At 71.8% G+C, this 25,207-nt stretch carries 21 protein-coding genes and 1 pseudogene; 16 read left to right on the top strand and 6 right to left on the bottom strand.

The features are described 5' to 3' along the window. The 6 genes and pseudogenes from ACZ4Z1_RS39170 to ACZ4Z1_RS39145 all read left to right on the top strand — a co-directional run. Window positions 1–132 (top strand): annotated as a pseudogene (locus ACZ4Z1_RS39170) (1-deoxy-D-xylulose-5-phosphate reductoisomerase); the annotation flags it as partial. Further along, complete coding sequence (locus ACZ4Z1_RS39165; RefSeq protein WP_468491463.1) at window positions 129–1,430, top strand: M50 family metallopeptidase; 1,302 nt, start codon at window positions 129–131, stop codon at window positions 1,428–1,430. The pseudogene ACZ4Z1_RS39170 and the gene ACZ4Z1_RS39165, both read left to right, overlap by 4 nt. A 175-nt stretch (window positions 1,431–1,605) precedes the next feature. Further along, complete coding sequence (gene ispG, locus ACZ4Z1_RS39160; protein ID WP_468491462.1) at window positions 1,606–2,763, top strand: flavodoxin-dependent (E)-4-hydroxy-3-methylbut-2-enyl-diphosphate synthase; 1,158 nt, start codon at window positions 1,606–1,608, stop codon at window positions 2,761–2,763. A 193-nt stretch (window positions 2,764–2,956) separates the two neighbouring features. Then, window positions 2,957–3,802 (top strand): GNAT family N-acetyltransferase, encoded by an 846-nt coding sequence (locus ACZ4Z1_RS39155; RefSeq protein WP_468491461.1) that lies wholly within the window; start codon window positions 2,957–2,959, stop codon window positions 3,800–3,802. A 76-nt stretch (window positions 3,803–3,878) separates the two neighbouring features. After that, a complete protein-coding gene (locus ACZ4Z1_RS39150) occupies window positions 3,879–4,412 on the top strand; it encodes a GNAT family N-acetyltransferase (protein WP_468491460.1) in 534 nt (177 codons plus the stop codon). 97 nt (window positions 4,413–4,509) lie between these two features. Then, entirely contained in the window at window positions 4,510–6,210 is a 1,701-nt protein-coding gene (locus tag ACZ4Z1_RS39145) for a proline--tRNA ligase (protein ID WP_468491459.1), read from the top strand. 101 nt (window positions 6,211–6,311) lie between these two features. On the opposite strand, the gene ACZ4Z1_RS39140 is transcribed toward ACZ4Z1_RS39145, so the two are convergent. The 3 genes from ACZ4Z1_RS39140 to ACZ4Z1_RS39130 all read right to left on the bottom strand — a co-directional run bounded on the left by ACZ4Z1_RS39140 (window position 6,312) and on the right by ACZ4Z1_RS39130 (window position 8,479). Next, window positions 6,312–7,229, bottom strand: a complete 918-nt coding sequence (locus ACZ4Z1_RS39140) for an aminoglycoside phosphotransferase family protein (protein WP_468491458.1) — start codon at window positions 7,227–7,229, stop codon at window positions 6,312–6,314. A gap of 55 nt (window positions 7,230–7,284) precedes the next feature. Further along, window positions 7,285–7,806 (bottom strand): ferritin-like domain-containing protein, encoded by a 522-nt coding sequence (locus ACZ4Z1_RS39135; protein ID WP_468491457.1) that lies wholly within the window; start codon window positions 7,804–7,806, stop codon window positions 7,285–7,287. Between the two features lie 76 nt (window positions 7,807–7,882). Beyond that, entirely contained in the window at window positions 7,883–8,479 is a 597-nt protein-coding gene (locus ACZ4Z1_RS39130; protein WP_468491465.1) for a hypothetical protein, read from the bottom strand. A gap of 121 nt (window positions 8,480–8,600) precedes the next feature. Between ACZ4Z1_RS39130 and rimP the strand changes: the two genes are divergently transcribed. The 8 genes from rimP to ACZ4Z1_RS39090 all read left to right on the top strand — a co-directional run bounded on the left by rimP (window position 8,601) and on the right by ACZ4Z1_RS39090 (window position 17,050). Continuing rightward, window positions 8,601–9,134, top strand: coding sequence for a ribosome maturation factor RimP (gene rimP / locus ACZ4Z1_RS39125; protein WP_365847617.1), 534 nt, complete (start codon window positions 8,601–8,603; stop codon window positions 9,132–9,134). A gap of 2 nt (window positions 9,135–9,136) precedes the next feature. Then, window positions 9,137–10,129 carry a transcription termination factor NusA gene (gene nusA / locus ACZ4Z1_RS39120; RefSeq protein ID WP_468491456.1) on the top strand — a complete coding sequence of 331 codons (993 nt, stop codon included), beginning with the start codon at window positions 9,137–9,139 and terminating at the stop codon, window positions 10,127–10,129. A gap of 165 nt (window positions 10,130–10,294) precedes the next feature. After that, window positions 10,295–10,606, top strand: a complete 312-nt coding sequence (locus tag ACZ4Z1_RS39115) for a YlxR family protein (RefSeq protein ID WP_468491455.1) — start codon at window positions 10,295–10,297, stop codon at window positions 10,604–10,606. 148 nt (window positions 10,607–10,754) lie between these two features. Next, the gene (infB, locus tag ACZ4Z1_RS39110; RefSeq protein ID WP_468491454.1) at window positions 10,755–13,847 is read left to right on the top strand and encodes a translation initiation factor IF-2; all 3,093 of its coding nucleotides are present in this window, start codon (window positions 10,755–10,757) and stop codon (window positions 13,845–13,847) included. Between the two features lie 130 nt (window positions 13,848–13,977). Continuing rightward, on the top strand, window positions 13,978–14,274 hold the full coding sequence (locus ACZ4Z1_RS39105) for a DUF503 domain-containing protein (protein WP_030024331.1): 297 nt from the start codon (window positions 13,978–13,980) through the stop codon (window positions 14,272–14,274). 55 nt (window positions 14,275–14,329) lie between these two features. Then, window positions 14,330–14,776 carry a 30S ribosome-binding factor RbfA gene (rbfA, locus tag ACZ4Z1_RS39100; RefSeq protein ID WP_468491453.1) on the top strand — a complete coding sequence of 149 codons (447 nt, stop codon included), beginning with the start codon at window positions 14,330–14,332 and terminating at the stop codon, window positions 14,774–14,776. Then, window positions 14,776–15,756 carry a tRNA pseudouridine(55) synthase TruB gene (gene truB, locus ACZ4Z1_RS39095; RefSeq protein ID WP_468491452.1) on the top strand — a complete coding sequence of 327 codons (981 nt, stop codon included), beginning with the start codon at window positions 14,776–14,778 and terminating at the stop codon, window positions 15,754–15,756. Before rbfA ends, truB begins: the two co-directional genes overlap by 1 nt. 337 nt (window positions 15,757–16,093) lie before the next feature. Then, a complete protein-coding gene (locus ACZ4Z1_RS39090) occupies window positions 16,094–17,050 on the top strand; it encodes a bifunctional riboflavin kinase/FAD synthetase (RefSeq protein ID WP_468491451.1) in 957 nt (318 codons plus the stop codon). Between the two features lie 115 nt (window positions 17,051–17,165). On the opposite strand, the gene ACZ4Z1_RS39085 is transcribed toward ACZ4Z1_RS39090, so the two are convergent. The 3 genes from ACZ4Z1_RS39085 to eccE all read right to left on the bottom strand — a co-directional run bounded on the left by ACZ4Z1_RS39085 (window position 17,166) and on the right by eccE (window position 22,590). After that, entirely contained in the window at window positions 17,166–20,141 is a 2,976-nt protein-coding gene (locus ACZ4Z1_RS39085) for an SCO5717 family growth-regulating ATPase (protein WP_468491450.1), read from the bottom strand. A gap of 380 nt (window positions 20,142–20,521) precedes the next feature. Then, a complete protein-coding gene (locus ACZ4Z1_RS39080) occupies window positions 20,522–21,370 on the bottom strand; it encodes a hypothetical protein (protein WP_468491449.1) in 849 nt (282 codons plus the stop codon). Then, the gene (gene eccE, locus ACZ4Z1_RS39075) at window positions 21,370–22,590 is read right to left on the bottom strand and encodes a type VII secretion protein EccE (protein ID WP_468491448.1); all 1,221 of its coding nucleotides are present in this window, start codon (window positions 22,588–22,590) and stop codon (window positions 21,370–21,372) included. Before eccE ends, ACZ4Z1_RS39080 begins: the two co-directional genes overlap by 1 nt. 375 nt (window positions 22,591–22,965) lie before the next feature. Here eccE and ACZ4Z1_RS39070 point away from each other — a divergent pair, with 375 nt between their 5' ends. Both ACZ4Z1_RS39070 and ACZ4Z1_RS39065 read left to right on the top strand, forming a co-directional pair. Beyond that, window positions 22,966–24,594: a type VII secretion protein EccB gene (locus tag ACZ4Z1_RS39070; protein WP_468491447.1), complete on the top strand. Its 1,629-nt coding sequence runs from the start codon at window positions 22,966–22,968 to the stop codon at window positions 24,592–24,594. 275 nt (window positions 24,595–24,869) lie between these two features. After that, entirely contained in the window at window positions 24,870–25,193 is a 324-nt protein-coding gene (locus ACZ4Z1_RS39065; protein WP_030024339.1) for a WXG100 family type VII secretion target, read from the top strand. Window positions 25,194–25,207: the final 14 nt, after the last annotated feature.

Raw genomic sequence — 25,207 nt, 5'->3', positions numbered from 1 at the left:
GAGCACGGTACGCCGGCCCGGGGAACCTCCCTGACGGTCGCGGACGTCTTGCAGGCGGAAACCTGGGCGCGCGCCCGCGCCCGTGAGCTGGCCGCCCGTGCGGCCCGTACGACATCGGAGGCTCGCGCATGACGACCTGGATGACCATTCTGGGCATAGTCGTCTTCGTCGTCGGCCTGCTCTTCTCGATCGCCTGGCACGAGCTGGGACACCTGTCCACGGCCAAGATGTTCGGCATCCGGGTGCCGCAGTACATGGTGGGCTTCGGTCCGACGCTCTTCTCACGCCGCAAGGGGGACACCGAGTACGGCATCAAGGCCATACCGCTCGGTGGCTACATCCGCATGATCGGCATGTTCCCGCCGGGGGAGGACGGCGCCCTGCAGGCCCGTTCCACCTCCCCGTGGCGCGGCATGATCGAGGACGCCCGTTCGGCCGCCTTCGAGGAGCTGCAGCCGGGCGACGAGAAGCGGCTGTTCTACACGCGCAAGCCCTGGAAGCGCGTCATCGTGATGTTCGCCGGGCCGTTCATGAACCTGATCCTCGCGGTCGTGATCTTCATGAGCGTGCTGATGGGCTTCGGCATCAACACCCAGACCACCCAGGTCGGCTCGGTCTCGGACTGCGTCATCGCGGCCTCCGCCAAGACCGACAAGTGCACCGCGGGTGCCAAGGACTCCCCGGCCAAGGCCGCCGGCCTGCGCGCCGGTGACAAGATCGTCGACTTCGACGGCAAGCCCGTACCGGACTGGGCGACCCTCCAGCAGAGCATCCGGGACACCACCGGACCCGCGACGATCACCATCGAGCGGGACGGCAAGCGGCAGCAGCTGCACGCGAACCTGATCGAGAACAAGGTCGCCAAGACCGACGGCCACGGCGCGTACGTGCCGGGGGAGTACGTCACCGCGGGCTTCCTCGGCTTCACCCCGGCCACCGGCGTCGTCCCGCAGACCTTCGGCCAGTCCGTGGACCGGATGGGCAGCATGGTCGAGCAGGGCGTCCAGTCGCTGGTCCACCTGCCCGCCAAGGTCCCCGACCTGTGGGACGCCGCCTTCAACGGCGGCGAGCGCAAGCAGGACTCCCCGATGGGCGTGGTCGGCGCGGCCCGCGTCGGCGGCGAGGTCTTCTCGCTGAACATCCCGCCGGAGCAGCGGGTGGCGACCATGCTCTTCCTGGTCGCCGGCTTCAACCTCTCCCTCTTCCTGTTCAACATGCTTCCGCTGCTGCCGCTGGACGGCGGCCACATCGCGGGCGCGCTGTGGGAGTCGGTGCGCCGCGCCTTCGCCCGCGTCTTCCGCCGCCCCGACCCCGGCCCCTTCGACGTGGCCAAGCTCATGCCGGTCGCCTACGTGGTCGCCGGGATCTTCATCTGCTTCACGCTGCTGGTGCTGGTGGCGGACGTGGTGAATCCGGTGAAGCTGACGTAAGGCGGGGCGCTGTCCCGCTCCCGGCCGCCCAAACCGCGCACATGGGTGCTCCTCCGCCCCCCCACGGGGGGCGGGAGGGGATCGATGTGCCCACGGCGACGGTCGTGCCGTAATCTCGAAGACCGGAGCCCGCCGATCTCGGGACCTAGATCCACACCTTGGGGTTGCTCGCCAGATGACTGCCATTTCACTGGGAATGCCGGACGTACCGACCAAGCTGGCCGACCGCCGGGTCAGCCGCCAGATCCAGGTCGGTCCGGTCGCCGTGGGCGGAGACGCACCGGTCTCGGTGCAGTCGATGACGACCACGCGCACGTCCGACATCGGGGCGACGCTCCAGCAGATCGCCGAGCTGACCGCCTCCGGCTGCCAGATCGTCCGGGTCGCCTGTCCGACCCAGGACGACGCGGACGCGCTGCCGGTCATCGCGAAGAAGTCGCAGATCCCGGTCATCGCCGACATCCACTTCCAGCCGAAGTACGTGTTCGCCGCGATCGACGCGGGCTGCGCGGCGGTCCGCGTCAACCCGGGCAACATCAAGCAGTTCGACGACAAGGTCAAGGAGATCGCCAAGGCGGCCTCCGACGCGGGGACCCCGATCCGTATCGGCGTGAACGCGGGCTCCCTCGACCGCCGCCTGCTCCAGAAGTACGGCAAGGCCACGCCCGAGGCGCTGGTGGAGTCGGCGCTGTGGGAGTGCTCGCTGTTCGAGGAGCACGGTTTCCGGGACATCAAGATCTCGGTCAAGCACAACGACCCGGTCGTGATGGTCAACGCGTACCGGCAGCTGGCGGCGCGGTGCGACTACCCGCTGCACCTCGGTGTGACCGAGGCCGGTCCGGCCTTCCAGGGCACGATCAAGTCCGCCGTCGCCTTCGGCGCGCTGCTCTCCGAGGGCATCGGCGACACCATCCGCGTCTCCCTGTCGGCGCCGCCGGCCGAGGAGGTCAAGGTCGGTCTGCAGATCCTGGAGTCGCTGAACCTGCGTCCGCGGCGTCTGGAGATCGTCTCCTGCCCGTCCTGCGGCCGTGCCCAGGTGGACGTCTACAAGCTCGCCGACGAGGTCACCGCGGGCCTGGAGGGCATGGAGGTGCCGCTGCGCGTCGCTGTCATGGGCTGCGTCGTCAACGGTCCCGGAGAGGCCCGCGAGGCGGACCTGGGCGTGGCCTCCGGCAACGGCAAGGGCCAGATCTTCGTCAAGGGCGAGGTCATCAAGACGGTGCCCGAGTCGAAGATCGTCGAGACGCTCATCGAAGAGGCCATGAAGATCGCCGAGCAGATGGAGAAGGACGGCGTGACGTCCGGCGAGCCCCAGGTCTCCATCGCCGGCTGACGCCCGTACGCTTCGGCGCCCTGCGCTCCCCACGAGCCCCGCCTCCGGACCACACCGGTGGCGGGGCTCGTGCGTAAACCGCGACAGGAGCGGTACCCGCAGCAGATCCGCTGCTCAGCCGCCGGGGAGGTAAAGTGCCAGGACCTGCAGTCGCCTGGCCTCCCAGGCCCGTAAAGGTGAGGCTTTCCGACACGTGCTGACGACGACGACCACCAAGGTGCTGGAGCCCGGGGAGCTCGACGACGCGCTGGCGGTACTGGACCGCGACCCCGTCGCCAACGCCTTCGTCGCCGCCCGCGTCCAGGTCGCCGGACTGGATCCCTGGCGGCTCGGCGGCGAGATGTGGGGCTGGTACGCGGACGGCCGCCTGGAGTCGCTGTGCTACGCGGGCGCCAACCTCGTCCCCGTCTGCGCCACCCCCGAAGCGGTACGAGGCTTCGCCGAGCGGGCCCGCCGACAGGGCCGTCGCTGCTCCTCCATCGTCGGCCCGGCCGGACCCACCGCCGAACTGTGGGCCCTCCTGGAGCCCCACTGGGGCCCCGCCCGCGAGGTGCGCGCGAACCAGCCCCTGATGGTCACGTCCGCCTTCGCGACCGAGGTCGAGCCCGACCCGTACGTCCGGCGCATCGGCAAGCACGAGATGGACCTGATCATGCCCGCGTGCGTGGCGATGTTCACCGAGGAGGTCGGCATCTCGCCGCTGGCCGGCGACGGCGGGCTGCTCTACCAGGCGCGCGTCGCCGAGCTGGTCGGTACCGGGCGGTCCTTCGCCCGTGTCGACGACGGCAAGGTGGTCTTCAAGGCCGAGATCGGCGCCGCCACCCGGCGGGCCTGCCAGATCCAGGGCGTCTGGGTGGCCCCCGAGTACCGCGGCAAAGGCCTCTCGGAGACCGGCATGGCCGCCGTGCTGCGCTACGCCCTCACCGAGATCGCGCCGGTCGCCTCGCTGTACGTGAACGACTTCAACACGGCCGCCCGGGCCGCGTACCGGCGGGTGGGCTTCGAGGAGACCGGCGCCTTCATGAGCGTGCTGTTCTGAGACACCCGCGGCCGGCCGTCGCACCGGGCCCGCCGGCCGATCGTCTTACGGCCCGGTGCCTTGTACGCTCCCGACCATGGATGACGTCGCGGTCGGCCCCCTGGATCTCGCTGCCCGCGTGGACGACGCGCTCGCCGTGCAGGCACTGGCGTTCGGACTGACCGACGACGAGATCGGCGTCCGCCGCCACATCGTCCTGCGGCACCTGGCCGACCCCGGGGCCCGCGCCCTCGGCGCCACCACCCCCGGCGGGCGCCTGGTCGGCTTCGTCTACGGGATGCCCAACAGCCGTACGCACTGGTGGTCCACGGTCGTCGAGCCGTACCTGCGCTCCCAGGAGCGGGACCACTGGCTCGACGACTCCTTCGTGATCACCGAACTGCACGTGCTGCCCGCCTTCCAGAACCGGCGCATCGGCCGCGAACTGATCACCCGCATCACCGACGACGCCGCCGAGCCGCGCAGCATCCTGTCCGCCATCGACACCGACAGCCCGGCCCGCGGCCTGTACCGCTCCCTGGGCTACCGCGACCTGGCCCGCCGCGTCCTGTTCCCGAGCGCCCCGCTGCCGTACGCGGTGATGGGCGCGCTCCTGCCGCTCGAACGCTGACGGATTCGCGGCCGGGCGGGGGCGGATCCCATTTCCGTGGGGCATGCCCCTCCGGATAACCTCGCGGCAGTCACCTTTCTTACGCAGGAGAATCACCATGGCCCAGGTCCAGCGCATGTCCCGGTTGATGATCAAGACGCTGCGCGACGACCCGGCCGACGCCGAGACCGCCAGCCACAAGCTGCTCGTGCGCGCCGGCTACGTCCGCCGCACCTCCGCCGGCATCTGGACCTGGCTGCCGCTGGGCAAGAAGGTGCTGGAGAACGTGTCGCGCATCATCCGCGAGGAGATGGACGCGATCGGCGCTCAGGAGGTGCTGCTGCCGGCCCTGCTGCCCAAGGAGCCCTACGAGGCCACCGGCCGCTGGGAGGAGTACGGCGACCAGCTCTTCCGGCTCAAGGACCGCAAGGGCGCGGACTACCTCCTGGGGCCCACCCACGAAGAGATCTTCACCCTCATGGTCAAGGACCAGTGCACGTCCTACAAGGACCTGCCGGTGATGCTGTACCAGATCCAGACCAAGTACCGCGACGAGGCCCGCCCGCGCTCCGGCGTGCTGCGCGGCCGCGAGTTCCAGATGAAGGACTCGTACAGCTTCGACACCACCGACGAGGGCCTGGCCGAGTCGTACCGCCTGCACCGCGAGGCGTACCAGAAGATCTTCCAGCGCCTGGGCCTGGACTACCGCATCGTCTCCGCCGTCTCCGGCGCCATGGGCGGCTCCGCCTCCGAGGAGTTCCTGGCCCCCGCCGCGGCCGGCGAGGACACCTTCGTGGACTGCCCGGCCTGTGACTACGCGGCCAACACCGAGGCCGTCACGGTCACCGTCCCGGCGGTGGACGGCTCCGCGCACGGCCCCGTCGAGGAGCTGGACACCCCGGACACCCCGACCATCGAGACGCTGGCCGGGCACCTGGGCGTACCGGCCGCCGCCACGCTGAAGAACCTGCTGGTCAAGGTCGACGGCGAGATCGTCGCGGTGGGCGTGCCCGGGGACCGCGAGGTGGACCTCGGCAAGCTGGGCGAGCATCTGGCCCCGGCCACGGTCGAACTGGTCACCGCCGAGGACTTCACCGGCCGCGACGACCTCGTGCGCGGCTACGTCGGCCCGCAGGGCCTGGCAGGCAAGTCCTTCAAGTACCTCGCCGACCCGCGGGTCGCCCCCGGCACCGCCTGGATCACCGGCGCCAACAAGGACGGCAAGCACGCGCGCAACGTCGTCGCGGGCCGTGACTTCGAGGTCGACGAATACCTGGACGTCGTCGTGGTCGAGCCGGGCGACCCCTGCCCCAAGTGCGGCGCGGGCCTGCGCATCGACCGGGCGATCGAAATCGGCCACATCTTCCAGCTGGGCCGCAAGTACGCGGACGCCTTCGAGCTGGACGTGCTCGGCCAGAACGGCAAGCCCGTGCGCGTCACGATGGGCTCGTACGGCATCGGCGTCTCGCGCGCCGTCGCGGCCCTCGCCGAGCAGACCTTCGACGAGTCAGGCCTGTGCTGGCCCGCCGAGGTCGCCCCGGCCGACGTGCACGTGGTCGCCGCGGGCAAGGCCAAGCAGACCGAGCTGGCCCTGGAGGTCGGTGACAAGCTCGGCGCCGCGGGCCTGCGCGTCCTGGTGGACGACCGGGCGGGCGTCTCGCCGGGGGTGAAGTTCACCGACGCCGAGCTGCTGGGCGTCCCGAAGATCCTGGTCGCGGGCCGCCGCGCCGGCGAGGGCGTCGTCGAGCTGAAGGACCGCTGTACGGGCGAGCGCGAGGAGCTGACGGTCGAGGAGGCCGTGGCCCGGCTGAGCGCCTGACCGGCGAGGAACAGCCCGGTGGCCGGGCGGGACCAGGAGACGGTCCCGCCCGGCCACCGGCCGTCAGCGCCCTTCTGCGGCCACGTGGCGCACTCCGGGAGCTACAGCCACGTGGCGAACTCCAGCAGCAGCTCGCCGCGCTGTGCGTCGCCGCCCGGCGTCGTCATCTCGCGCACCCCCGAGTCCACCGCCCGGTACAGCGTCCAACTGCGCAGGCGGTCGCGGTCCACGTCCAGGGAGTCCGCCAGCTTGGCCACCCGCCGCCGGGCCGCCGACGCGGCTCCCGAGCCGGCCGCCAGGTCCTCGAAACGGTCCAGTACCAGCCAGGCCAGGTCGTACGCCCGCTCGCCGACCACCGGCGCCGGACCGACGGCCAGCCACGGCGTCCGCTCCCCGGCCAGCACCTTGCCCTGCCGGAACGCGCCGTGCAGCAGCACCTCCTCGGGGGCGTCGGCCGGCAGCGCCCGGCGCAGCTCCAGGCTCTCGTCCAGCAGCGGCCCCGCGGCGGGGGTCTCCGACCCGAGGGCGCGCAGCTCCCCGACGGTCTCCTCCGTACGGTCCGCCAGTGACGCGAACGGGTGGCCGTCGGCCGGCGGCACCCACAGCCGCCGTACCGTCCCCGCCGCCTCCAGCAGCGCCTTCGCCTCCGGCAGCGAGCGCAGGGACACCGCGCCCTGCAAACGCTCCAGGAGCAGCGCACCGCTGTCCTCGTCGGTGCGCAGCAGGCGTGCCGCGCCCCAGCCGTCCCACTGCGCCAGCGCCGCGCCCTCGTGCGCCGGCGCACGGCCGGGCGCCGGGAACTTCAGCGCGGCCGGCGTCCCGTCGGCCTGCCGCACGTACACCAGCAGACTGCTGCGCCCGCCCGGTTCGTGCACCCGCTCCGGCGTCAACTCCCACGCTTCCAGGCGCTGTTGGACCAGGCCGGGCAGAGCTTCCAGCCAGGCACCGGCCGGTCCGTCCGGATCGCCGCCGAGCGCGCTCACCAGCCGTCGCGGCGGTTCGATGGGTGCCGTAGCCATGCCTGTGCTGTCCCTTTCGGTGGACGTTCGGTGCCCCCCGGTACAGGGGCGGTCGTCAGTGCCGGTCCGCGGCGGCGCCGGGCGCCGCGCCGGACGGGGTGCCGGCGCCCCCGGCCCGTTCCGCGAGCCCAGGGAAGGCTACGCCGCTGCCGCGCCAGCGCACCGCACGCACCGCGGCCTCGCGCAGCGCCCCCGCCGCGTCCCGGCGCCGCGCGCCGTCACCGTCCCGGACGAGATCGGCGTACACGGCCGCCACCCGGTCCTCCAGCTCCGCGGCCAGCCGGGCCGCGGCCGCCGCGTCCGGCACCGGGAACGGCAGCTCGTACGCGGCCGCGGCGGCCTGCGGGGTGCCGCCCAGGTCCCGTACCCCGCGCCGGAGCGCGTCCCGGCGCGCGCGGTGCGCGTCATACCCCTCCCGCGCCTCCTCGCGCCGGTCCTCGCCGATCCGGCCGCCGACCACGCCGTAGCCGTACACGGCCGCGTGCTCGGCCGCCAGCGCGGCCTGGAGCGCCCGCAGCTCGGCGCCGCGCGCGCCCCCCTCCGCCGCATCGGTACGCGCCGCCCTGGTTGTCAGCATCGCTGTGCCCCTTCCGTGGCCGGGCCCTGCCCCGGCCGCTGTCCCGTCGTGCGGCCGCCCGCCGCTCCGGCGTGCCTCACGCGCCGTCCTCCGCGAGCAGGTACGCGTGCGCCGCGCCCGCCGCCGCGACCGACGCCAGCAGCCTGGCCAGCTCCGGCGGCGCGTCCACCAGGGCCGCGGCGCGGGCGTCCGCGGTACGCCGCTCCGCCGCCGCGAGGTCCGTACGCGCCTGCTTCTCGTCGGGCGGGACGGCGGGCGCGGAGGGGGCGGGGGAGGAGGCCGACGCGCCCGTACGGGGCAGCGTGGACGGACCGGCGGACGAACCGCCGGACGCGGAAGGCGCGGCAGGGGCACCGAACGCCGCCGCGTGCCGGGCCACTTCGGTCCGCAGCGGCCGCAGCCGCTCGCCGAGCCCGGGGTGCGCGGCGAGCGTCGCGTCGTACCGGGCGAGCAGCGCGGAGCTGTCCCGCGCGGCCTGCCCGCGCAGCCGGGCGTCCGCCGCCGCGTCCGCGTCCTTCCTGCCCGCGCCGGGCCCGGAATCCTCCGAGCAGCCGGTGAGCAGCAGCGCCGCCCCGCCGAGCACGGAGCCGGCCAGCAAGGTCCTCCTGCGCGTGTGCGCGACGTTGTGCACGTGTGACTTCCCGGGGTCTTCGGTGGGGGCGTCCGTAGTGATCACCGCAGGCGAGCGTATCCGTGACCGGCCACCGAATCGTCAGTACCCCGCCGGAACAGCTAGGCTTTGACCCGACACGCGACCTTCCCACAACAGCACACGCGGCCGAGGAGTCACCCGGATGAGCACCACCCAGAGCGAGAGGCTGCGCGGACTGCTTGAACCGCTCGTCGCCGCGCGAGACCTGGATCTGGAAGAGATCGAGGTGACACCGGCCGGAAAGCGGCGTGTGCTGAGGATCGTGGTCGACTCCGACGACGGCGTGCAGCTGGACGAGTGTGCCGAGCTGAGCCGCGAGGCGTCGCAGGCGCTCGACGACTCCGACGTGATGGGCGGCGCCCCGTACACGCTGGAGGTCACCTCCCCCGGAGCCGACCGTCCGCTGACCGAGCCGCGGCACTACCGCCGCGCCGTCGGCCGCCTCATCAGGGCTCAACTCCACGAGGGCGGCGAACTGGTGGCGCGTATCACCGCCATGGACGACGAGGGCCTGGACCTGGAGGTGCCGGGCGTGAAGGGGCGCAAGCCCACCGCCCGGCGGGTCGCCTTCGCCGAGATCGCCAAGGCGCGCGTGGAGATCGAGTTCAACCGCAAGCAGGACAAGGGGCGCGACGACCGCGCCGAGCAGAACGACGAGAGCCAGGAGGAGGCGTAGCCGTGGACATCGACATGAGTGCCCTGCGGGGTTTGGTACGGGAGAAGGAGATCTCGTTCGACCTGCTGGTCGCGGCCATCGAGTCGGCCCTCCTCATCGCGTACCACCGTACCGAGGGAAGCCGCCGCCACGCGCGGGTGGAGCTGGACCGCAACACCGGCCATGTGACGGTGTGGGCCAAGGAGGACCCGGCCGACCTCGAAGAGGGCGCCGAGCCCCGTGAGTTCGACGACACCCCGTCCGGCTTCGGCCGGATCGCGGCGACCACCGCCAAGCAGGTCATCCTCCAGCGGCTGCGGGACGCCGAGGAGGAGATCACCTTCGGCGAGTACGCCGGGCGTGAGGGCGACGTCGTCATGGGCGTCGTCCAGCAGGGCCGGGACCCGAAGAACGTGCTGGTCGACATCGGCAAGCTGGAGGCCATCCTGCCGGCGCAGGAGCAGGTCCCCGGCGAGGAGTACGCGCACGGCACCCGGCTGCGCTCGTACGTCGTCCGGGTGGTCAAGGGCGTGCGCGGCCCGTCCGTGACGCTCTCGCGCACCCACCCCAACCTGGTGAAGAAGCTCTTCGCCATGGAGGTGCCGGAGATCGCCGACGGTTCGGTGGAGATCTCGGCCATCGCCCGTGAGGCGGGCCACCGCACCAAGATCGCCGTACGGTCCACCCGCTCCGGGCTGAACGCCAAGGGCGCCTGCATCGGCCCGATGGGCGGCCGGGTGCGCGCGGTCATGGCCGAGCTGCACGGCGAGAAGATCGACATCGTCGACTGGTCGGACGACCCGGCCGAGCTGGTGGCGCACGCCCTGTCGCCCGCCCGGGTCAGCAAGGTCGAGATCGTCGACCTCGCGGCGCGCTCCGCCCGGGTGACGGTTCCCGACTACCAGCTCTCGCTGGCCATCGGCAAGGAAGGGCAGAACGCCCGGCTCGCCGCCCGGCTCACCGGCTGGCGGATCGACATCCGCCCGGACACCGACCAGGGCGCGGGACAGGAGTGATCCCGAGCCGCCGCCGGGACGGGTACGGCCCGCGCCCGGTGGCGGTCAGGGAGCGTAGGGGTGCGGCCGCAGCCGAAAATCGGTGGCAGCCCACCGGAATTTTGAGCGACCGTTCGGGCATTACCCCGTAGGGGTGAGGTCGGCGCGGGGAGGTAGACTAGAGCAGTGTCTGGCCGGACGCATGCCCGCGCACGCCCTGAGCGCACCTGTGTGGGGTGCCGGGAGCGAGCGGCCAAGGGCGATCTGTTGCGGATCGTGGCGATCGAGGGTGAGTGTGTCCCCGATCCTCGCGGTACGCTGCCCGGCCGGGGTGCTTATGTGCACCGAACCCGGGTCTGTCTCGACCTGGCGGTCCGCCGCCGGGTCTTCCCCCGGGCCTTCCGGGGCCGGGGACCGTTCGATGCGACGGCCTTGCGCCGGTTCGTCGAAGGGGCGCATGTTGATCAAGCCGCACCGGTTGATCAGGCAACACCGTAAGAAAGCACAGCGCACGGAAAACCGTGCGGTCAGGTACCTCGCGAGTCGGAAGTAGGTCGAGATTGCGATGAGCACTCGATGAGTACGCGATGAGTACGCCCATGAAGTAGCGACGGTCCGGTGGACACCCGGACCTAGAAGGAGCGAAGTGGCTAAGGTCCGGGTATACGAACTCGCCAAGGAGTTCGGAGTGGAGAGCAAGGTCGTCATGGCCAAGCTCCAAGAACTTGGTGAATTCGTCCGTTCGGCGTCCTCGACGATCGAGGCGCCGGTTGTTCGAAAGCTGACCGACGCTTTCCAGGCAGGCAACGGCAACGGCCGTGCCGCCGGCAAGCCCGCGGCGCCGCGCAAGAGCGCGCCCGCGAAGCCGTCCGCGCCGTCCCCGGCGCAGGCCGCACGTCCGGGTGCCCCCAAGCCGGGTGCCCCCAAGCCGGGCCCCGCGGCTCCGGCACCGGCCGCCCCCGAGGCGACCCAGACTCCGGAGGCCCCCGCGGCCCCCGCCGAGGCCCCGAAGTCGGCCCCGGCCCCGGGTCCCCGTCCCACGCCGGGCCCCAAGGCCCCGGCGCCCAAGCCCGCTCCGGCCGCGCCCGCGCAGCCCGAGTTCCAGGCCCCGCCGTCGGCCCCGGCTCCCAAGCCGGGCGCCACCCCCGGCCCGCGTCCGGCCCGCCCGCAGGGCGGCCAGGGCGGCGGCCAGGGTGGTCAGGGCCGCGGCAACGCACCCCGTCCCGGCGGCGACCGCCAGGGCGGCGCCCCGCGTCCCGGCGGCAACCGCCCGTCCGGCCCGCGTCCGGGCAACAACCCCTTCACCTCCGGTGGCTCCACCGGCATGGCCCGTCCGCAGGCTCCCCGTCCCGGTGGCGCGCCGCGCCCCGGCGGCCAGGGTGCTCCCGGCGGCCCGCGCCCGCAGGGCGGCCAGGGTGGCCAGGGCGGTCCCCGTCCGCAGGCTCCCGGAGGCAACCGTCCGACCCCGGGCGGCATGCCCCGTCCGCAGGGCGCCGGCCAGGGTGGCCCGCGTCCCGGCGGCGGTAACCGCCCCAACCCGGGCATGATGCCCAAGAGCCCGGCCGCCGGCCCGCGTCCGGGTCCCGGTGGCGGCGGCGGTCGCGGTCCCGGTGGCGCAGGTCGTCCCGGTGGCGGCGGTCGTCCCGGTGGCGGCGGCTTCGCCGGTCGTCCCGGTGGCGGCGGTGGCGGTCGTCCGGGTGGCGGCGGCGGTTTCGCCGGTCGTCCCGGTGGCGGCGGCCCCGGTGGTGGCGGCGGCTTCGGCGGTCGTCCCGGCTTCGGTGGCCGTCCGGGTGGTCCCGGTGGCCGTGGTGGCACGCAGGGCGCCTTCGGCCGCCCCGGCGGTCCCGCGCGCCGCGGCCGCAAGTCGAAGCGGCAGCGCCGTCAGGAGTACGAGGCCATGCAGGCCCCGTCGGTGGGCGGTGTCATGCTGCCCCGCGGCAACGGTGCGACGGTCCGCCTGTCGCGCGGTGCCTCGCTGACCGACTTCGCCGAGAAGATCAACGCCAACCCGGCGTCGCTCGTCCAGGTCATGCTGAACCTGGGTGAGATGGTCACCGCGACGCAGTCCGTCTCCGACGAGACGCTCACGCTCCTCGGCGAGGAGATGAACTACGTCGTCGAGATCGTCTCCCCGGAGGAGGAGGACCGCGAGCTCCTGGAGTCGTTCGACATCGACTTCGGCGAGAACGAGGGCGGCGAGGAGATGCTCGTCGCGCGTCCGCCGGTGGTGACCGTCATGGGTCACGTCGACCACGGTAAGACGCGACTGCTGGACGCGATCCGCAAGACGAACGTCATCGCGGGCGAGGCTGGCGGCATCACCCAGCACATCGGTGCCTACCAGGTCGCGACCGAGGTCAACGACGAAGAGCGGCGCATCACCTTCATCGACACCCCGGGTCACGAGGCGTTCACCGCCATGCGTGCCCGTGGTGCCAAGTCGACCGACATCGCGATCCTCGTGGTGGCGGCCAACGACGGTGTGATGCCGCAGACGATCGAGGCCCTGAACCACGCCAAGGCGGCCGACGTGCCGATCGTGGTCGCGGTCAACAAGATCGACGTCGAGGGCGCGGACCCGACCAAGGTGCGCGGCCAGCTCACCGAGTACGGCCTGGTGGCAGAGGAGTACGGCGGCGACACGATGTTCGTCGACATCTCCGCGCGCCAGGGCCTGAACATCGAGGAGCTGCTGGAGGCTGTGGTCCTGACCGCGGACGCCTCGCTCGACCTGCGGGCCAACGCCGAGCAGGACGCGCAGGGCATCGCGATCGAGGCCCACCTCGACCGTGGCCGCGGCGCCGTGGCGACCGTCCTGGTCCAGCGCGGCACGCTGCGCGTCGGTGACACGATGGTGGCCGGCGACGCGTACGGCCGCGTCCGGGCGATGCTCGACGACAAGGGCCAGAACGTGCAGGAAGCGGGTCCCTCGACCCCCGTCCTGGTGCTGGGTCTGACCAACGTCCCGGGTGCCGGCGACAACTTCCTGGTGGTCGACGAGGACCGTACGGCCCGCCAGATCGCCGAGAAGCGCGCCGCCCGTGAGCGCAACGCCGCGTTCGCCAAGCGCACCCGCCGGGTGTCGCTGGAGGACCTGGACAAGGTGCTCAAGGCCGGCGAGGTGCAGCAGCTCAACCTCATCATCAAGGGCGACGCGTCCGGTTCGGTCGAGGCCCTGGAGTCCTCGCTGCTCCAGCTCGACGTCGGCGAAGAGGTCGACATCCGGGTCCTGCACCGCGGCGTCGGTGCGGTCACGGAGTCCGACATCAACCTGGCGTCCGGCTCCGACGCGATCGTGATCGGCTTCAACGTCCGCGCCGAAGGCCGCGCGACGCAGATGGCCGAGCGCGAGGGCGTCGACGTCCGGTACTACTCGGTCATCTACCAGGCGATCGAGGAGATCGAGGCGGCCCTCAAGGGCATGCTCAAGCCGGAGTACGAAGAGGTCGAGCTCGGTACGGCGGAGATCCGCGAGGTCTTCAAGTCGTCCAAGCTGGGCAACATCGCGGGTGTTCTCATCCGCTCCGGCGAGGTCAAGCGGAACACCAAGGCACGCCTGGTCCGCGACGGCAAGGTCGTCGCGGAGAACCTCAACATCGAGGGTCTGCGCCGCTTCAAGGACGACGTCACCGAGATCCGGGAAGGCTTCGAGGGCGGTATCAACCTCGGAAACTTCAACGACATCAAGGTCGACGACGTCATCGCGACGTACGAGATGCGGGAGAAGCCGCGCGGCTGATCACGCTCTCACCTCCGGGGCCGGTCGGCGGAAGGAAAATTCCGTCGATCGGCCCCGGCCGTTGCATGTACGGTTCGAACAGTTCGTACATCTGCATCTAGTGCCCCACGGGTGGCCTTACCCGCACCGCATGTACGTAGGGACACTGTCCTTCGACCTCCTCCTCGGCGACGTACGGTCGCTGAAGGAGAAGCGCTCCGTCGTCCGCCCGATCGTCGCCGAACTGCACCGCAAGTACGCGGTCAGCGTGGCGGAGGTCGGCGAGCAGGATCTCCACCGCAGAGCCACCATCGGACTCGCGGTGGTGTCCGGGGACACGGGGCACCTCACAGACGTACTGGACCGCTGCGAGCGCCTGGTCGCCGCACGGCCCGAAGTGGAGCTGCTGTCGGTACGGCGGCGGATCCACGGCGACCATGACGACTGAGCGGGTCGTCGGCGCCACATGCACCATGGTGAAAGACACAGAAGGAGACGGACCAGTGGCCGACAATGCGCGGGCGAAGAAGCTGGCGGACCTCATCCGGGAGGTGGTCGCCCAGAAGCTGCAGCGCGGCATCAAGGACCCGCGGCTCGGCAGCCACGTGACCATCACGGACACCCGGGTCACCGGCGACCTGCGGGAGGCGACGGTCTTCTACACGGTCTACGGCGACGACGAGGACCGGGCCGGCGCGGCGGCCGGACTGGAGAGCGCCAAGGGTGTGCTGCGCTCCGAGGTCGGCCGGGCGGCGGGCGTGAAGTTCACGCCGACCCTGACCTTCGTCGCGGACGCGCTGCCGGAGAACGCCAAGACCATCGAGGACCTGCTCGACAAGGCGCGGGCCTCGGACGCCAAGGTGCGCGAAGCATCCTCGGGCGCGAAGTACGCGGGCGAGGCGGACCCGTACCGCAAGCCGGGCGACGAGGACGAGGACACCACGGCGTAATGAAGCGCGAGAACACCGGCGCGAAGCGCGTGGAGCGCACCCGCGCCAAGCAGGGGGCGCCGGACGGCCTGGTCATCGTCGACAAGCCGGCCGGCTTCACCTCGCACGACGTGGTGGCCAAGATGCGGGGCATGGCCCGCACCCGCCGCGTCGGGCACGCCGGCACGCTGGACCCGATGGCGACGGGCGTGCTCGTCCTGGGCATCGAGCGCGCCACGAAGCTGCTCGGGCACCTCGCGCTGACCGAGAAGGAGTACGTCGGCACGATCCGGCTGGGCCAGACGTCGGTCACCGACGACGCCGAGGGCGAGATCACCGCGTCCAAGGCCGCGCACGGCCTGGACCGGGCGGCGATCGACGCGGGTGTGGCGGCGCTGACCGGCGCCATCATGCAGGTGCCGTCCAAGGTCAGTGCCATCAAGATCGACGGCAAGCGGTCGTACTCCCGGGTGCGCAACGGCGAGGACGTGGAGATACCGGCCCGCCCGGTGACCGTCTCCTCCTTCGTCGTGTACTCGGCCGAGGAGGCCGAGGCGGAGGACGGCACGCCCGTCACCGACCTGCTGGTCTCGGTGGAGTGCTCCTCCGGTACGTACATCCGGGCGCTCGCCCGTGACCTGGGGGAGACCCTCGGCGTCGGCGGCCACCTGACCGCGCTGCGGCGGACCCGGGTGGGCCCGTACAAGCTCGACCGGGCCCGCACGCTGGAGCAGCTGCAGACGGCCGTGGACGACGAGACGGGCGGCGGCCTGCCGGTCATGCCGATCGGCGAGGCGGCGGCCGCGGCCTTCCCGCGCTGGGACGTCACGCTCGACCAGGCGCGGCTGCTCACCAACGGTGTGCGCATCCCGATGCCGCGGTTCGACGAGGGCGAAGGGCCGGCGCGGCCCGCGGCGGCGTTCGCGCCGGACGGAACGTTCCTGGCGCTGCTGGAGAACCAGGGCGGCCGGGCGAAGAGCCTGGCGGTCTTCGCGGCGTAGCTCAGGACCGTGGCCCAGGCCTCGGAGCAGTACGACGGGCGGTGCCGTGCTCATGGCGCCGCCCGTCGCCGTATCCGCACCGGGACGGCAGCTCCCCCGGTGTCCGCCGGGGCGCGGGCGGCGGTGCGTGCTCCGGCGTGCGGGTGACACGCGCGGGTCGGGACGGCGGAACGCGCGCCGTAGGGTGCCGCACTCCACAGAAGCGAGGTGACCCTTCCCGCGAAGCGATGCACGAGGCATGGCAGTCTTAGACCTGCGTAAGGCCGAGGGTGCCCGGATCCGACCGGGTTCTTCCCGGCGCAGTGACGGACGAGAGTTCTGGCGAGGAGCGGGCACAGTGCAGCGCTGGCGTGGCTTGGAGGACATCCCCGAGGGCTGGGGACGCAGCGTCGTCACCATCGGCTCCTACGACGGCGTGCACCGCGGGCACCAGCTGATCATCGGGAAGACGGTGGCGCGCGCCCGGGAGCTGGGCCTGCCGGCCGTGGTGGTCACCTTCGACCCGCACCCCAGCGAGGTCGTACGGCCCGGCACCCACCCGCCGCTGCTGGCGCCGCACGAGCGGCGCGCGGAGCTGATGGCGGGCCTCGGCGTGGACGCCGTGCTGATCCTGCCGTTCACCACCGAGTTCTCGAAGCTGGCCCCGGCCGACTTCGTGGTCAAGGTGCTGGTCGACAAGTTGCATGCGCAGCTCGTCGTCGAAGGGCCGAACTTCCGCTTCGGGCACAAGGCTGCGGGCACCGTCGAAACGCTCGCCGAGCTGGGCGGCACATACGACTACGCGGTCGAGGTCGTCGACCTGTTCGAGCGCGGGGCCGCGGGCGGCGGCGAGCCGTTCTCCTCGACCCTGACCCGGCGGCTGGTCGCCGAGGGCGACGTCGCGGGCGCGCGCGAGGTCCTGGGACGGCCGCACCGCGTCGAGGGCGTCGTGGTGCGCGGCGCGCAGCGCGGCCGCGAGCTGGGCTTCCCGACGGCGAACGTGGAGACGCTGCCGCACACCGCCATCCCGGCGGACGGGGTGTACGCGGGCTGGCTGCACGCGGACGGCGAGAAGATGCCGGCCGCCATCTCGGTCGGCACCAACCCGCAGTTCGACGGCACCGCACGGACCGTCGAGGCGCACGCCATCGACCGCGTCGGCCTGGAGCTGTACGGCCTGCACGTCGCGGTGGACTTCTACGCGTACCTGCGCGGCATGGAGAAGTTCGAGACGCTCGACGGGCTGCTGGAGCGGATGGCGGTCGACGTGAAGGAGACCCGCGAGCTGATCGGGTCGGCCGAGGCCGAGGGCTGACGGCGGCAGACGCGGCGTCCCTCGCGGGCGCCGGGAGACGGGAAGAGGCCCGGCACTGGGAAAGTGCCGGGCCTCTTCGTGTGCCGTGGTGAGGCGCCGCCGACGGCGCCTGCTGTCACTGCGGCGGGGGCTGCTGCGTCCACCCCGGCTGGAGGCCGGGCTGGCCGGGCTGCTGCGGTGCGTCCGGGGGCGGCTGCTGCCACCCGGCCGGCGGCTGCTGGCCCTGCGGCTGCTGGGTCCAGCCGCCCTGCTGCGGCGGGTACCCGGCGGGCTGCTGACCCGGCGCCTCCTGGCCCTGCTGCTGCGGGTACGCCTGCTGGCCGTACTGCTGCTGCCCGTACTGCTGCTGGGCGTTCGGGTCGCCCGGCTGCATCTGCTGCTGGGCGGCGGGGTCGTTCCAGGCGCCCTGCGCCTGCTGGGTCCGGGAGAAGTCCTCGGCCACCAGCGCGGACAGGTTGAAGTACGCCTCGCGGGTCTTGGGACGCATCATGTCCAGGTCGACCTCGGCACCGGCGGCCAGGTGCTCGTCGAACGGGACCACGACCACACCGCGGCACCGCGTCTCGAAGTGCGACACGATGTCATCGATCTTGATCATCTTGCCGGTCTCGCGGACCCCGGAGATCACCGTGATACCGCGCTGTACGAGGTTGGCGTAGCCGTGCGCGGACAGCCAGTCCAGCGTGGTGCTGGCGCTGGACGCACCGTCCACCGACGGGGTGGAGATGATGATCAGCTGGTCGGCGAGGTCCAGCACTCCGCGCATCGCGCTGTACAACAGGCCTGTACCCGAGTCGGTGAGGATGATCGGGTACTGCTTGCCGAGGACGTCGATCGCCCGCCGGTAATCGTCGTCGTTGAACGTCGTCGAGACGGCCGGGTCCACGTCGTTGGCGAGGATCTCCAGGCCGGACGGCGCCTGCGAGGTGAACCGGCGGATGTCCATGTAGCTGTGCAGCTGCGGAATCGCCTGCACCAGGTCACGGATGGTCGCGCCGGTCTCGCGGCGGACCCGGCGGCCGAGGGTGCCGGCGTCCGGGTTCGCGTCGATCGCCAGGATCTTGTCCTGCCGCTCGGAGGCGAGCGTGGCGCCCAGCGAGGTCGTCGTCGTGGTCTTGCCGACGCCGCCCTTGAGGCTGATGACCGCGATCCGGTAGCAGGACATCACCGGCGTACGGATCAGCTCCAGCTTGCGCTGGCGCTCCTGCTCCTCCTTCTTCGCACCCAGCTTGAAGCGCGAAGGCTGGGCGTTGGCGCCCGGCTTCTTCTTTTTGGGCTGGTTGCGGAGCAGGCGGTCGGAGGTCAGCTCGACGGCGGCGCTGTAGCCCAGGGGCGCGCCCGGGGCGGCCCGCTGCTGTTGCTGCTGCTGACCCGGCTGCGAGTACTGCGCGTAATTGGCGGCGGCGTTCGGGTCGGTGCCCTGGACGGGGGTGGGGGCCTGCGGCTGCTGCGGGGCCTGGGGCTGGGCCTGCTGGGGCTGTTGAGCCTGCGGCTGCTGGGGCTGCGGGGCCTGCGGCTGTGCCTGCTGCTGGCCGTACGCGGGGTATTGCTGCTGTTGCTGCTGAGCGGGCGCGGCTTGCTGTGGGTAGCCCTGGGCGGCCTGTGGGTAGCCGTAGGCGCCCTGCTGCTGCGGATAGCCGTAAGCGGCCTGCTGCTGAGCCTGGGCTTGCTGCGCCTGCTGGGGTGCCTGCTGCTGCGGCTGGGCCTGCTGAGGGTAGCCGTAACCGCCTTGCGCGGCAGCGGCATTGGGGTCTGCCGGTGCCTGCTGCGGCATCGGTGCGCCCTGCTGGGGATGCTGCTGCGGATATCCGTAGGCGGGCTGCGGGTAGCCGTACGCGGCCTGCGGCTGGGCCTGTTGGGGTGCCTGCTGCTGGGGCTGGGGCTGCTGTGCCTGCTGCTGCGGGTAACCGGCCTGCTGCTGGTACGGCTGCTGTTGGGCGTACGCCTGCTGCTGGGGTTGCGGCTGTGCCTGCTGCTGGTACGGCTGCTGCTGGGCCTGAGCCGTCCGCGGGTCCGCGGGCTGGTACTCCGGAGGCAGCGGCGGCAGGTTCGCAGGCGCACCTGCCTGCTGTCCGACGGCGCCGCCCCAAGGCGCACCCTGCTGAGGGATGCCCTGCTGCTGAGGCATCTGCTGCTGCGGCACCTGCTGGGGCGCGGCCTGCTCCTGCGGCATCTGCTGCTGAGGCGGCTGCTCCTGCGCTGCCTGCTGCTGGGGAACGCCCTGCTGCGGAGCTTCCTGCGGTACGTCCTGCTGCGCGGCCTCGGGCTGCTGCGGGGCTTCCGGCTGCTGCGGGGCTTCTGGAGTGGGCCGCTGTTCCACGGACTGCTGCTGCACGGGCGGTTGCGGCTCGGCGACAGGAACTTCGGCCTCCGGCGCGGGCTGTGCCAGGGGAGCGGGGGCCGGTGCCTCGGCCTCGGCTGCCCCGCCGGACGAGGCCGCCTCGTCGGCCCGCTGCTCGTCGGCGGCCGGCGCGGCCTCCACCGGGGCGGGAGCGGGGGCCGGTTCGGGCTCCGGGTCGTCGGCCCACAGGGACGCCGACGGGTCGGCGCCGCTGCCGGCCCGTACGTTTGCGGACGTGGCCGCTGCGGCCACGTCGGACTCCGCGGACTCGGCGGGCGTCTCCGGCGCGGCCTCGGCGACGGGCGCGGGAGGCGTCACGGGAGCCACCGGCTCGGGCGCGGGCGGTGCGGGTGCGACGGGGGCCGGAGCGACCGGCGGCGCGGTGGGCGCGGGCGCCGGAGCGGTGTCGGCGGCGCCGCCGTCGGGACGCAGCGTCGGGAACCCGGGAGGCGCGGCAGGCGGTGCCGCAGCGCCCTGTGGGGCTCCTTGGGCCGGTCCGGCCTGCGGGCCGGTCTGGCCGGGACCCGCCTGCACGGGACCGCTCAGCGGCGCTCCGGTGGGCGGCGTGGAGGGTGTGGCGGCGGGAGGTGTGGCCGGAGCGGCCGCGGCCGAACCGCCGCCGCTGGTGTCGTTGCTGGCGTACCAGGCCGGAGCCGCGAAATCGATCTTGAATTCACCCGTCAGATCGAACTCGGACTGGTCGTCGTCAGGATCGTTCCCGTCCGGACGGAAAGCCTCCTGCTCCCTCACTGTGCCTCCTGGTGTACTGAAACGCACCTGAACGGCAGGACCGGATACAGGCGGATCAATCGGATGTCGGACCACACCACCCCGGGTAGCGCCAACACTAACTGTCTCCATCCCCGTATCGGCAGCCGCCGGTGTGCTCTTGCGGCTCTCCGACACAGCCTAATCAACAGTCGGCCCCGAACGGCAGTCGATGTCATCTCGTCTTGGCAACCCGACGGCACACCGGCAGCACACCGGAGGCCGCACCACGCACCGCTCCCGTGCCGGGCCGGCCCGCCGAAGGCTCCGGCGCACGGTCCCGCGTACGAAGCACGGGCGCGGGCCCGCGGACACCCCCAAGAGGTACCCGCGACAGCCCGCGCCGTACGTGTACCGCTCCGTCAGTCCATCCGCCGCGGGCCGCCGAGCAGATTCGTCTCCGCGTCGGTGGGCTGCGTCATCACGAACTGGTGGCTGTCCCGCGTGCACCAGAGCATCGCGTTGTCGCTGAGCGTCGGCAGCACTCCGCCGATCTGCGCCGGGAGCCGCATGATGCGCGTCACGACCTCGGCCTCCTCCGGCGACAGCCGCTGCAGGCAGACCAGGTCGGCGCGGGCCAGCATCTGCGGCGACCGCGGGCCCAGGAAGGGCAGCACGGTCAGTACGGACTGCCAGGGCCCCGGGGCGAGCTGGTTGCGCGGCGGCCGCGCGCCCATGTCCCGTACGACCAGGACCGGGCTGGAGACCGACGGCCCCTGCGGCGCGATCTGCCGTACGTCGTGCACCGAGACGCACTGCTGCCCGCCGCCCGCCGCCTGTGCCATCTGCGCCCAGGCCGGCGGCCGCGCGGTCTCGACCGCGACCCGCGCGCCGGTGGCGACCGTACGCAGCGACAGCACCTGCGCCAGCCACATGCTGCCCACCAGCACCACTTCGAGCGGGCTGGGCCGCAGCAGGCTGAGCACCGCGGGCTGGTTCTGCGGGTCGATGCCGATGACGACGCCGTCCTCGGCGACCGGCAGCGTCAGCGAGCCGAGTGACTCCGGCGGCAGGACGTGCGGACTGCGCCGCGGGCCCTTCAGGCCGAAGCCCGGCTGCGGGCGCGGGCCGTTGGACGCGGACTGCCGCTCGTCGGGCCGGGGCTCGTGCGAGAGCCGCCGCCCGCCGCCCGCGGGCGTGCCGCCGATGGGGGGATTGCGCCAGCCGTCGCTGCTCGGGGTGGCGCGGGGCTGGTAGGTGGGCGTCGCCATCAGCGGGTACCTCCGAGGGGAAGCGTGGCCAGCAGGCCGGGCAGCTGCTCACGGTCCAGCCGGACGAGCCCGACCTTCGCGGAGCCGGAGCGGCGCTCCAACTCACCCTGTGCGGCGCTCAGTTCGTTCTCGCTGCGGGTCGAGAGGCGGACGTAGCCCGAGATGGCGGGTGCCCGGCCGCTGCCGTGCGAGGCGGTCAGCGAGAAGGTGCTGGCCATGGCCGGGGTGCTGCTCAGCAACTGGACGACGCCCGCCAGCGGCGTACCGCCCTGCCCCAGCTGGGGCCAGCGGCCGATCCAGTACGTGGTGTGCCAGCGGTCGTCGCAGCGCATCGCCCGCACCGTCTCCTGTGTGCGGCGCGCGGCGCGGCCGTCGCGGCCCATCGCGCCGTTCGCGGCCCGCGGGCTGACGCACACCGCGGTGCCCACCGCGGCCACCACCTCGCGCTCGGCGAGCACCTTGGCCCGTACACCGTGCGCGGACAGCCGGCTGACGAGCTGGTCGGCAGCGCGCAGCAGCGACCGCTTGGCGCCGTCGAGACCGCCGCCGCGCGCCTCGATGGCCTCCGCGCACAGTTCCGGGTCCAGCTTCAGCGCGATCCAGGTGAGCTGCAGGGCGGGCGTCTTGGTCTGCGCCTGGAGCGGTGCGTAGGAACGGGCGGCGACGGCCTGCTCGGGCAGATGCGGGGCCGGGGCGGGCTGGGTGTACTGCACGAACTGCACCGATTCGAGGTGGATGTCCTCCACGTCCAGCGCGGTGTGCAGTACGTCCATCGGCAGCGCGCGGCCGCCGCTCGCCGGGCGCAGCGGCTCGTCGCGGCCCTCCAGCTGCACGACGGCGGTCAGGAACGTGCCGTCCCCGACGAAGCCGATCGCGCGCTGCTCGGCGTCGGTGTACTCGTACGTGCGCAGCGCCGGATCGCACTCCACCAGCGGCGCGAACGCCGGGTCGACACCACCGGAGCCCGCGGCCGAACTGCTCCGCCTGGCCCGGCGCTTCATCGCCCGCACCGTCGTGATCCACTCCGGCAGCGGGATGCGCCGGCGCCGGCCGAGGGCGAAGACGACGAGTACGGCCGCCAGCACCGCCGCGACGGACAGGGCCACGGGATGGATCGCCCACCCCACCAGCACCAGCGCCGCGGCGATCTCGATGATCGCGAGCTGCTGGACGCGGACGCCGCCGATGCTCCCGGCCTGCGTGCGCAGCCGGGGTGCCACCGGCCCGGCCGGCCGGTCCGCGGCTCCGCGACCCTGATTTCCTCCATTGCCCGGAGCTATACCGTTTTGGCCCGCATTTCCCGCGTAATGCGGCGCAACGGAAGGCTGTTGCTGTTGCTGCCGCCCATTGCGGCGTCGAGCCCTGGTGGCGCTGGACATCCCCCGGCCTGCTCCTCTACTGGTGGTGTGGCTCCGAGCATTGTGCCTCTGAGCGGTATGTCTTCCCGGCCTCAGTACCGTCGTCGAGACTGGTGCACCGGAAGGTGGCACCCGTACCGTACGGGTCGATCGACACACGGCATAGTAGAGGGCGCTGCGGCCCGAGTGCCGGGGGCGGTCCACGGTGGATCCGACAGGCGGGGAGAGAAAGCAACAATGGCATCACGTCGGGACGAGCTGAATGCGTATTCGTTCGCTCGAAAGCGGACGACTGCGGCATTTCTGAAGCCGCTACCGAACGGCTCGATCGAGAGCGCGCCGCGGCCGCTCAAGGCGGTGCTCCCGAGCATCCTGCTCGGCCTGGTGGTCACCGTGGGCTTCGGCGCCTGCGGCATCCTCAAGCCGGTCGCCCCGAAGGGCTGGGACACGCCAGCGCAAAACGTCATCGTCGGCGACAAGTCCACCACCCGGTATGTCGTACTGAACAGCAAGGGTGAAAACGGAAGCAATCAGAAACTTCTGCACCCGATCCTCAACCTGGCCTCCGCCAAACTCCTTCTCGACCCGAAGAAGTTTCAGGTCGTAAAGGTGAAGGAAGAGGAACTCGACGGAAAGATCCCGCACGGCCCGGCCATCGGAATCCCGTACGCCCCCGACCGGCTGCCCACCGAGAAGGAGGCCGGCACTCCCAAGATCTGGGCGGTGTGCGACCGCCCGGGCAGCGGTGAGAACAGCAAGTCCCAGCAGGCCGTATTCGTCCTCGGCGGCAAGGACAAGGCCAAGGTGCTCGACCACGGCAAGCTCGACCTGCACCAGGCGCTGTACGTCCAGGACCCGGAGGGCGAGAAGTACCTCGTCGACGAGAACGGCGTGGCCTTCAAGTTCGACGCCCTCGCCGGCAAGGCCCCCTCGCCGGCCGTGAAGGAGCAGCAGGACGACAAGCTGCGCCAGGTCATCTTCGGCGACGCGCAGCCGCAGCAGGTGACCTCCGAATGGATGAACACCCTCATCAAGAGCCAGATGCCGCTCACCATGCCCCGGGTGGAGAAGGCGGGCACCCGGATGGCCGTCGAGGGGGTGCCGAGCGAGTTCAGCGTCATCGGCAACATCCTGCAGGCCGGCGACAACCAGAAGTACGTCGTCACCGCCGACGGCCTGGAGAAGGTCACCAACTTCCAGGCCAAGCTGCTGCTGGAGGGACCGAACGCGACCGCCGTCAAGAAGGGCGGCGAGAAGATGGACGCGATCAAGGTCTCCACCGACAGCATCACCCCCAAGCGTGACGACAAGGACCAGGTCGTCCAGTTCGGGTCGGAGTACCCGGGTACGGCCCTGTGGCCCTCCGAGGCCGTCACCATGGCCAACGCCGCCGCAACGCAGCGCAGCTCCGGCATCGGCGACTCGGGCAAGGGCGCGGACGTCGCCTGCAGCGTCTACCACGGCACCAGCACGGAGTACGCGAACGGCGCGGGCAAGGCGCTCGGCTTCAGCGGCGCCGTACCGAAGATGACCACCTGGGTCGGCAAGGACTACCCGGCCACCATCGCCTCCGGCTCGGCCTCGTACGTGACGCCCGGCAGCGGCCTGCTCTACCAGCAGGTGACGGGCAGCGCCAAGGAAGGCACGCTGTTCCTGGTGACCGACACCGGCCTGCGCTATTCGGTGCCGCGCAGCAACGACAGCGCCACCAAGGCGGGCAATGCGGAGAAGGCGCGCGACCAGGCACAGATCCACCTCGGATACGAGAGCGTGCGTCCGCCGACGGTCGACAAGGCGTGGTCGCAGCTGCTGTCCGAAGGGCCGCAGCTGGATGTCGACAGCGCCAAGAAGCCACAGAGCTCCTGATCCCCCGGACCCGCACTGCACCTTCACATCCGAGGACGCTGCTTCACCTTCCCGCTTGACCGAAACAAAGGCATCTGTCCGTTTCCATCGAATTGGCATTCGCGGTCGGCCAGTTGCCTTTGTTGTGATCCCGTCACAACCACCCACCCGCTGTTGGGAACAGGCGTATGGAGTGGTTAAAGTGACGGAAGGCGTCAACAGAAGATGCCGACCGGGGGCTTGCTTCACGCCAGTCCCCCGGCACGACGTACGAGTCTCATGGGGGACGTTGACTTATGGCTGGTCAGCAGTTCACAACCACTGAGGAGGAGATGGTCGCATTCAGCGGCCGTATCTCCTCCGTCAACCAGTCGATCCAGGGTGAGATCACTCGCCTGAACGGGGTCGTCGAGGGCATCACGTCCGGGTGGAAGGGCGCTGCCGCCACCTCGTACCACCAGCTGCAGACCCAGGTGAATGACGACGCCAAGCGCCTGAACCAGCTGCTGAACGAGATCAAGGAAGCGATCGACTCGACCACGAAGAACTACGTGGCCTCGGAAGAGGAGCAGGCTCAGTCGATGTCCCACGTCTCCGCGCAGGCTTCGCCCTTCGGATGACGGGACCGCGCCGC

The sequence above is a fragment of the Streptomyces sp. NPDC030165 genome (assembly GCF_055573595.1).
Note: the sequence above shows the minus strand (reverse complement) of the source record. Positions and strands in the feature narration are given on the sequence as shown.

Coding starts and splice junctions, on each gene's coding strand:
- ACZ4Z1_RS39165 (WP_468491463.1), top strand. CDS start 129: ATGACGACCTGGATGACCATTCTGGGCATAGTCGTCTTCGTCGTCGGC.
- ispG (WP_468491462.1), top strand. CDS start 1,606: ATGACTGCCATTTCACTGGGAATGCCGGACGTACCGACCAAGCTGGCC.
- ACZ4Z1_RS39150 (WP_468491460.1), top strand. CDS start 3,879: ATGGATGACGTCGCGGTCGGCCCCCTGGATCTCGCTGCCCGCGTGGAC.
- ACZ4Z1_RS39145 (WP_468491459.1), top strand. CDS start 4,510: ATGGCCCAGGTCCAGCGCATGTCCCGGTTGATGATCAAGACGCTGCGC.
- ACZ4Z1_RS39140 (WP_468491458.1), bottom strand. CDS start 7,229: ATGGCTACGGCACCCATCGAACCGCCGCGACGGCTGGTGAGCGCGCTC.
- ACZ4Z1_RS39135 (WP_468491457.1), bottom strand. CDS start 7,806: ATGCTGACAACCAGGGCGGCGCGTACCGATGCGGCGGAGGGGGGCGCG.
- rimP (WP_365847617.1), top strand. CDS start 8,601: ATGAGCACCACCCAGAGCGAGAGGCTGCGCGGACTGCTTGAACCGCTC.
- ACZ4Z1_RS39105 (WP_030024331.1), top strand. CDS start 13,978: ATGTACGTAGGGACACTGTCCTTCGACCTCCTCCTCGGCGACGTACGG.
- truB (WP_468491452.1), top strand. CDS start 14,776: ATGAAGCGCGAGAACACCGGCGCGAAGCGCGTGGAGCGCACCCGCGCC.
- ACZ4Z1_RS39080 (WP_468491449.1), bottom strand. CDS start 21,370: ATGGCGACGCCCACCTACCAGCCCCGCGCCACCCCGAGCAGCGACGGC.
- ACZ4Z1_RS39070 (WP_468491447.1), top strand. CDS start 22,966: ATGGCATCACGTCGGGACGAGCTGAATGCGTATTCGTTCGCTCGAAAG.
- ACZ4Z1_RS39065 (WP_030024339.1), top strand. CDS start 24,870: ATGGCTGGTCAGCAGTTCACAACCACTGAGGAGGAGATGGTCGCATTC.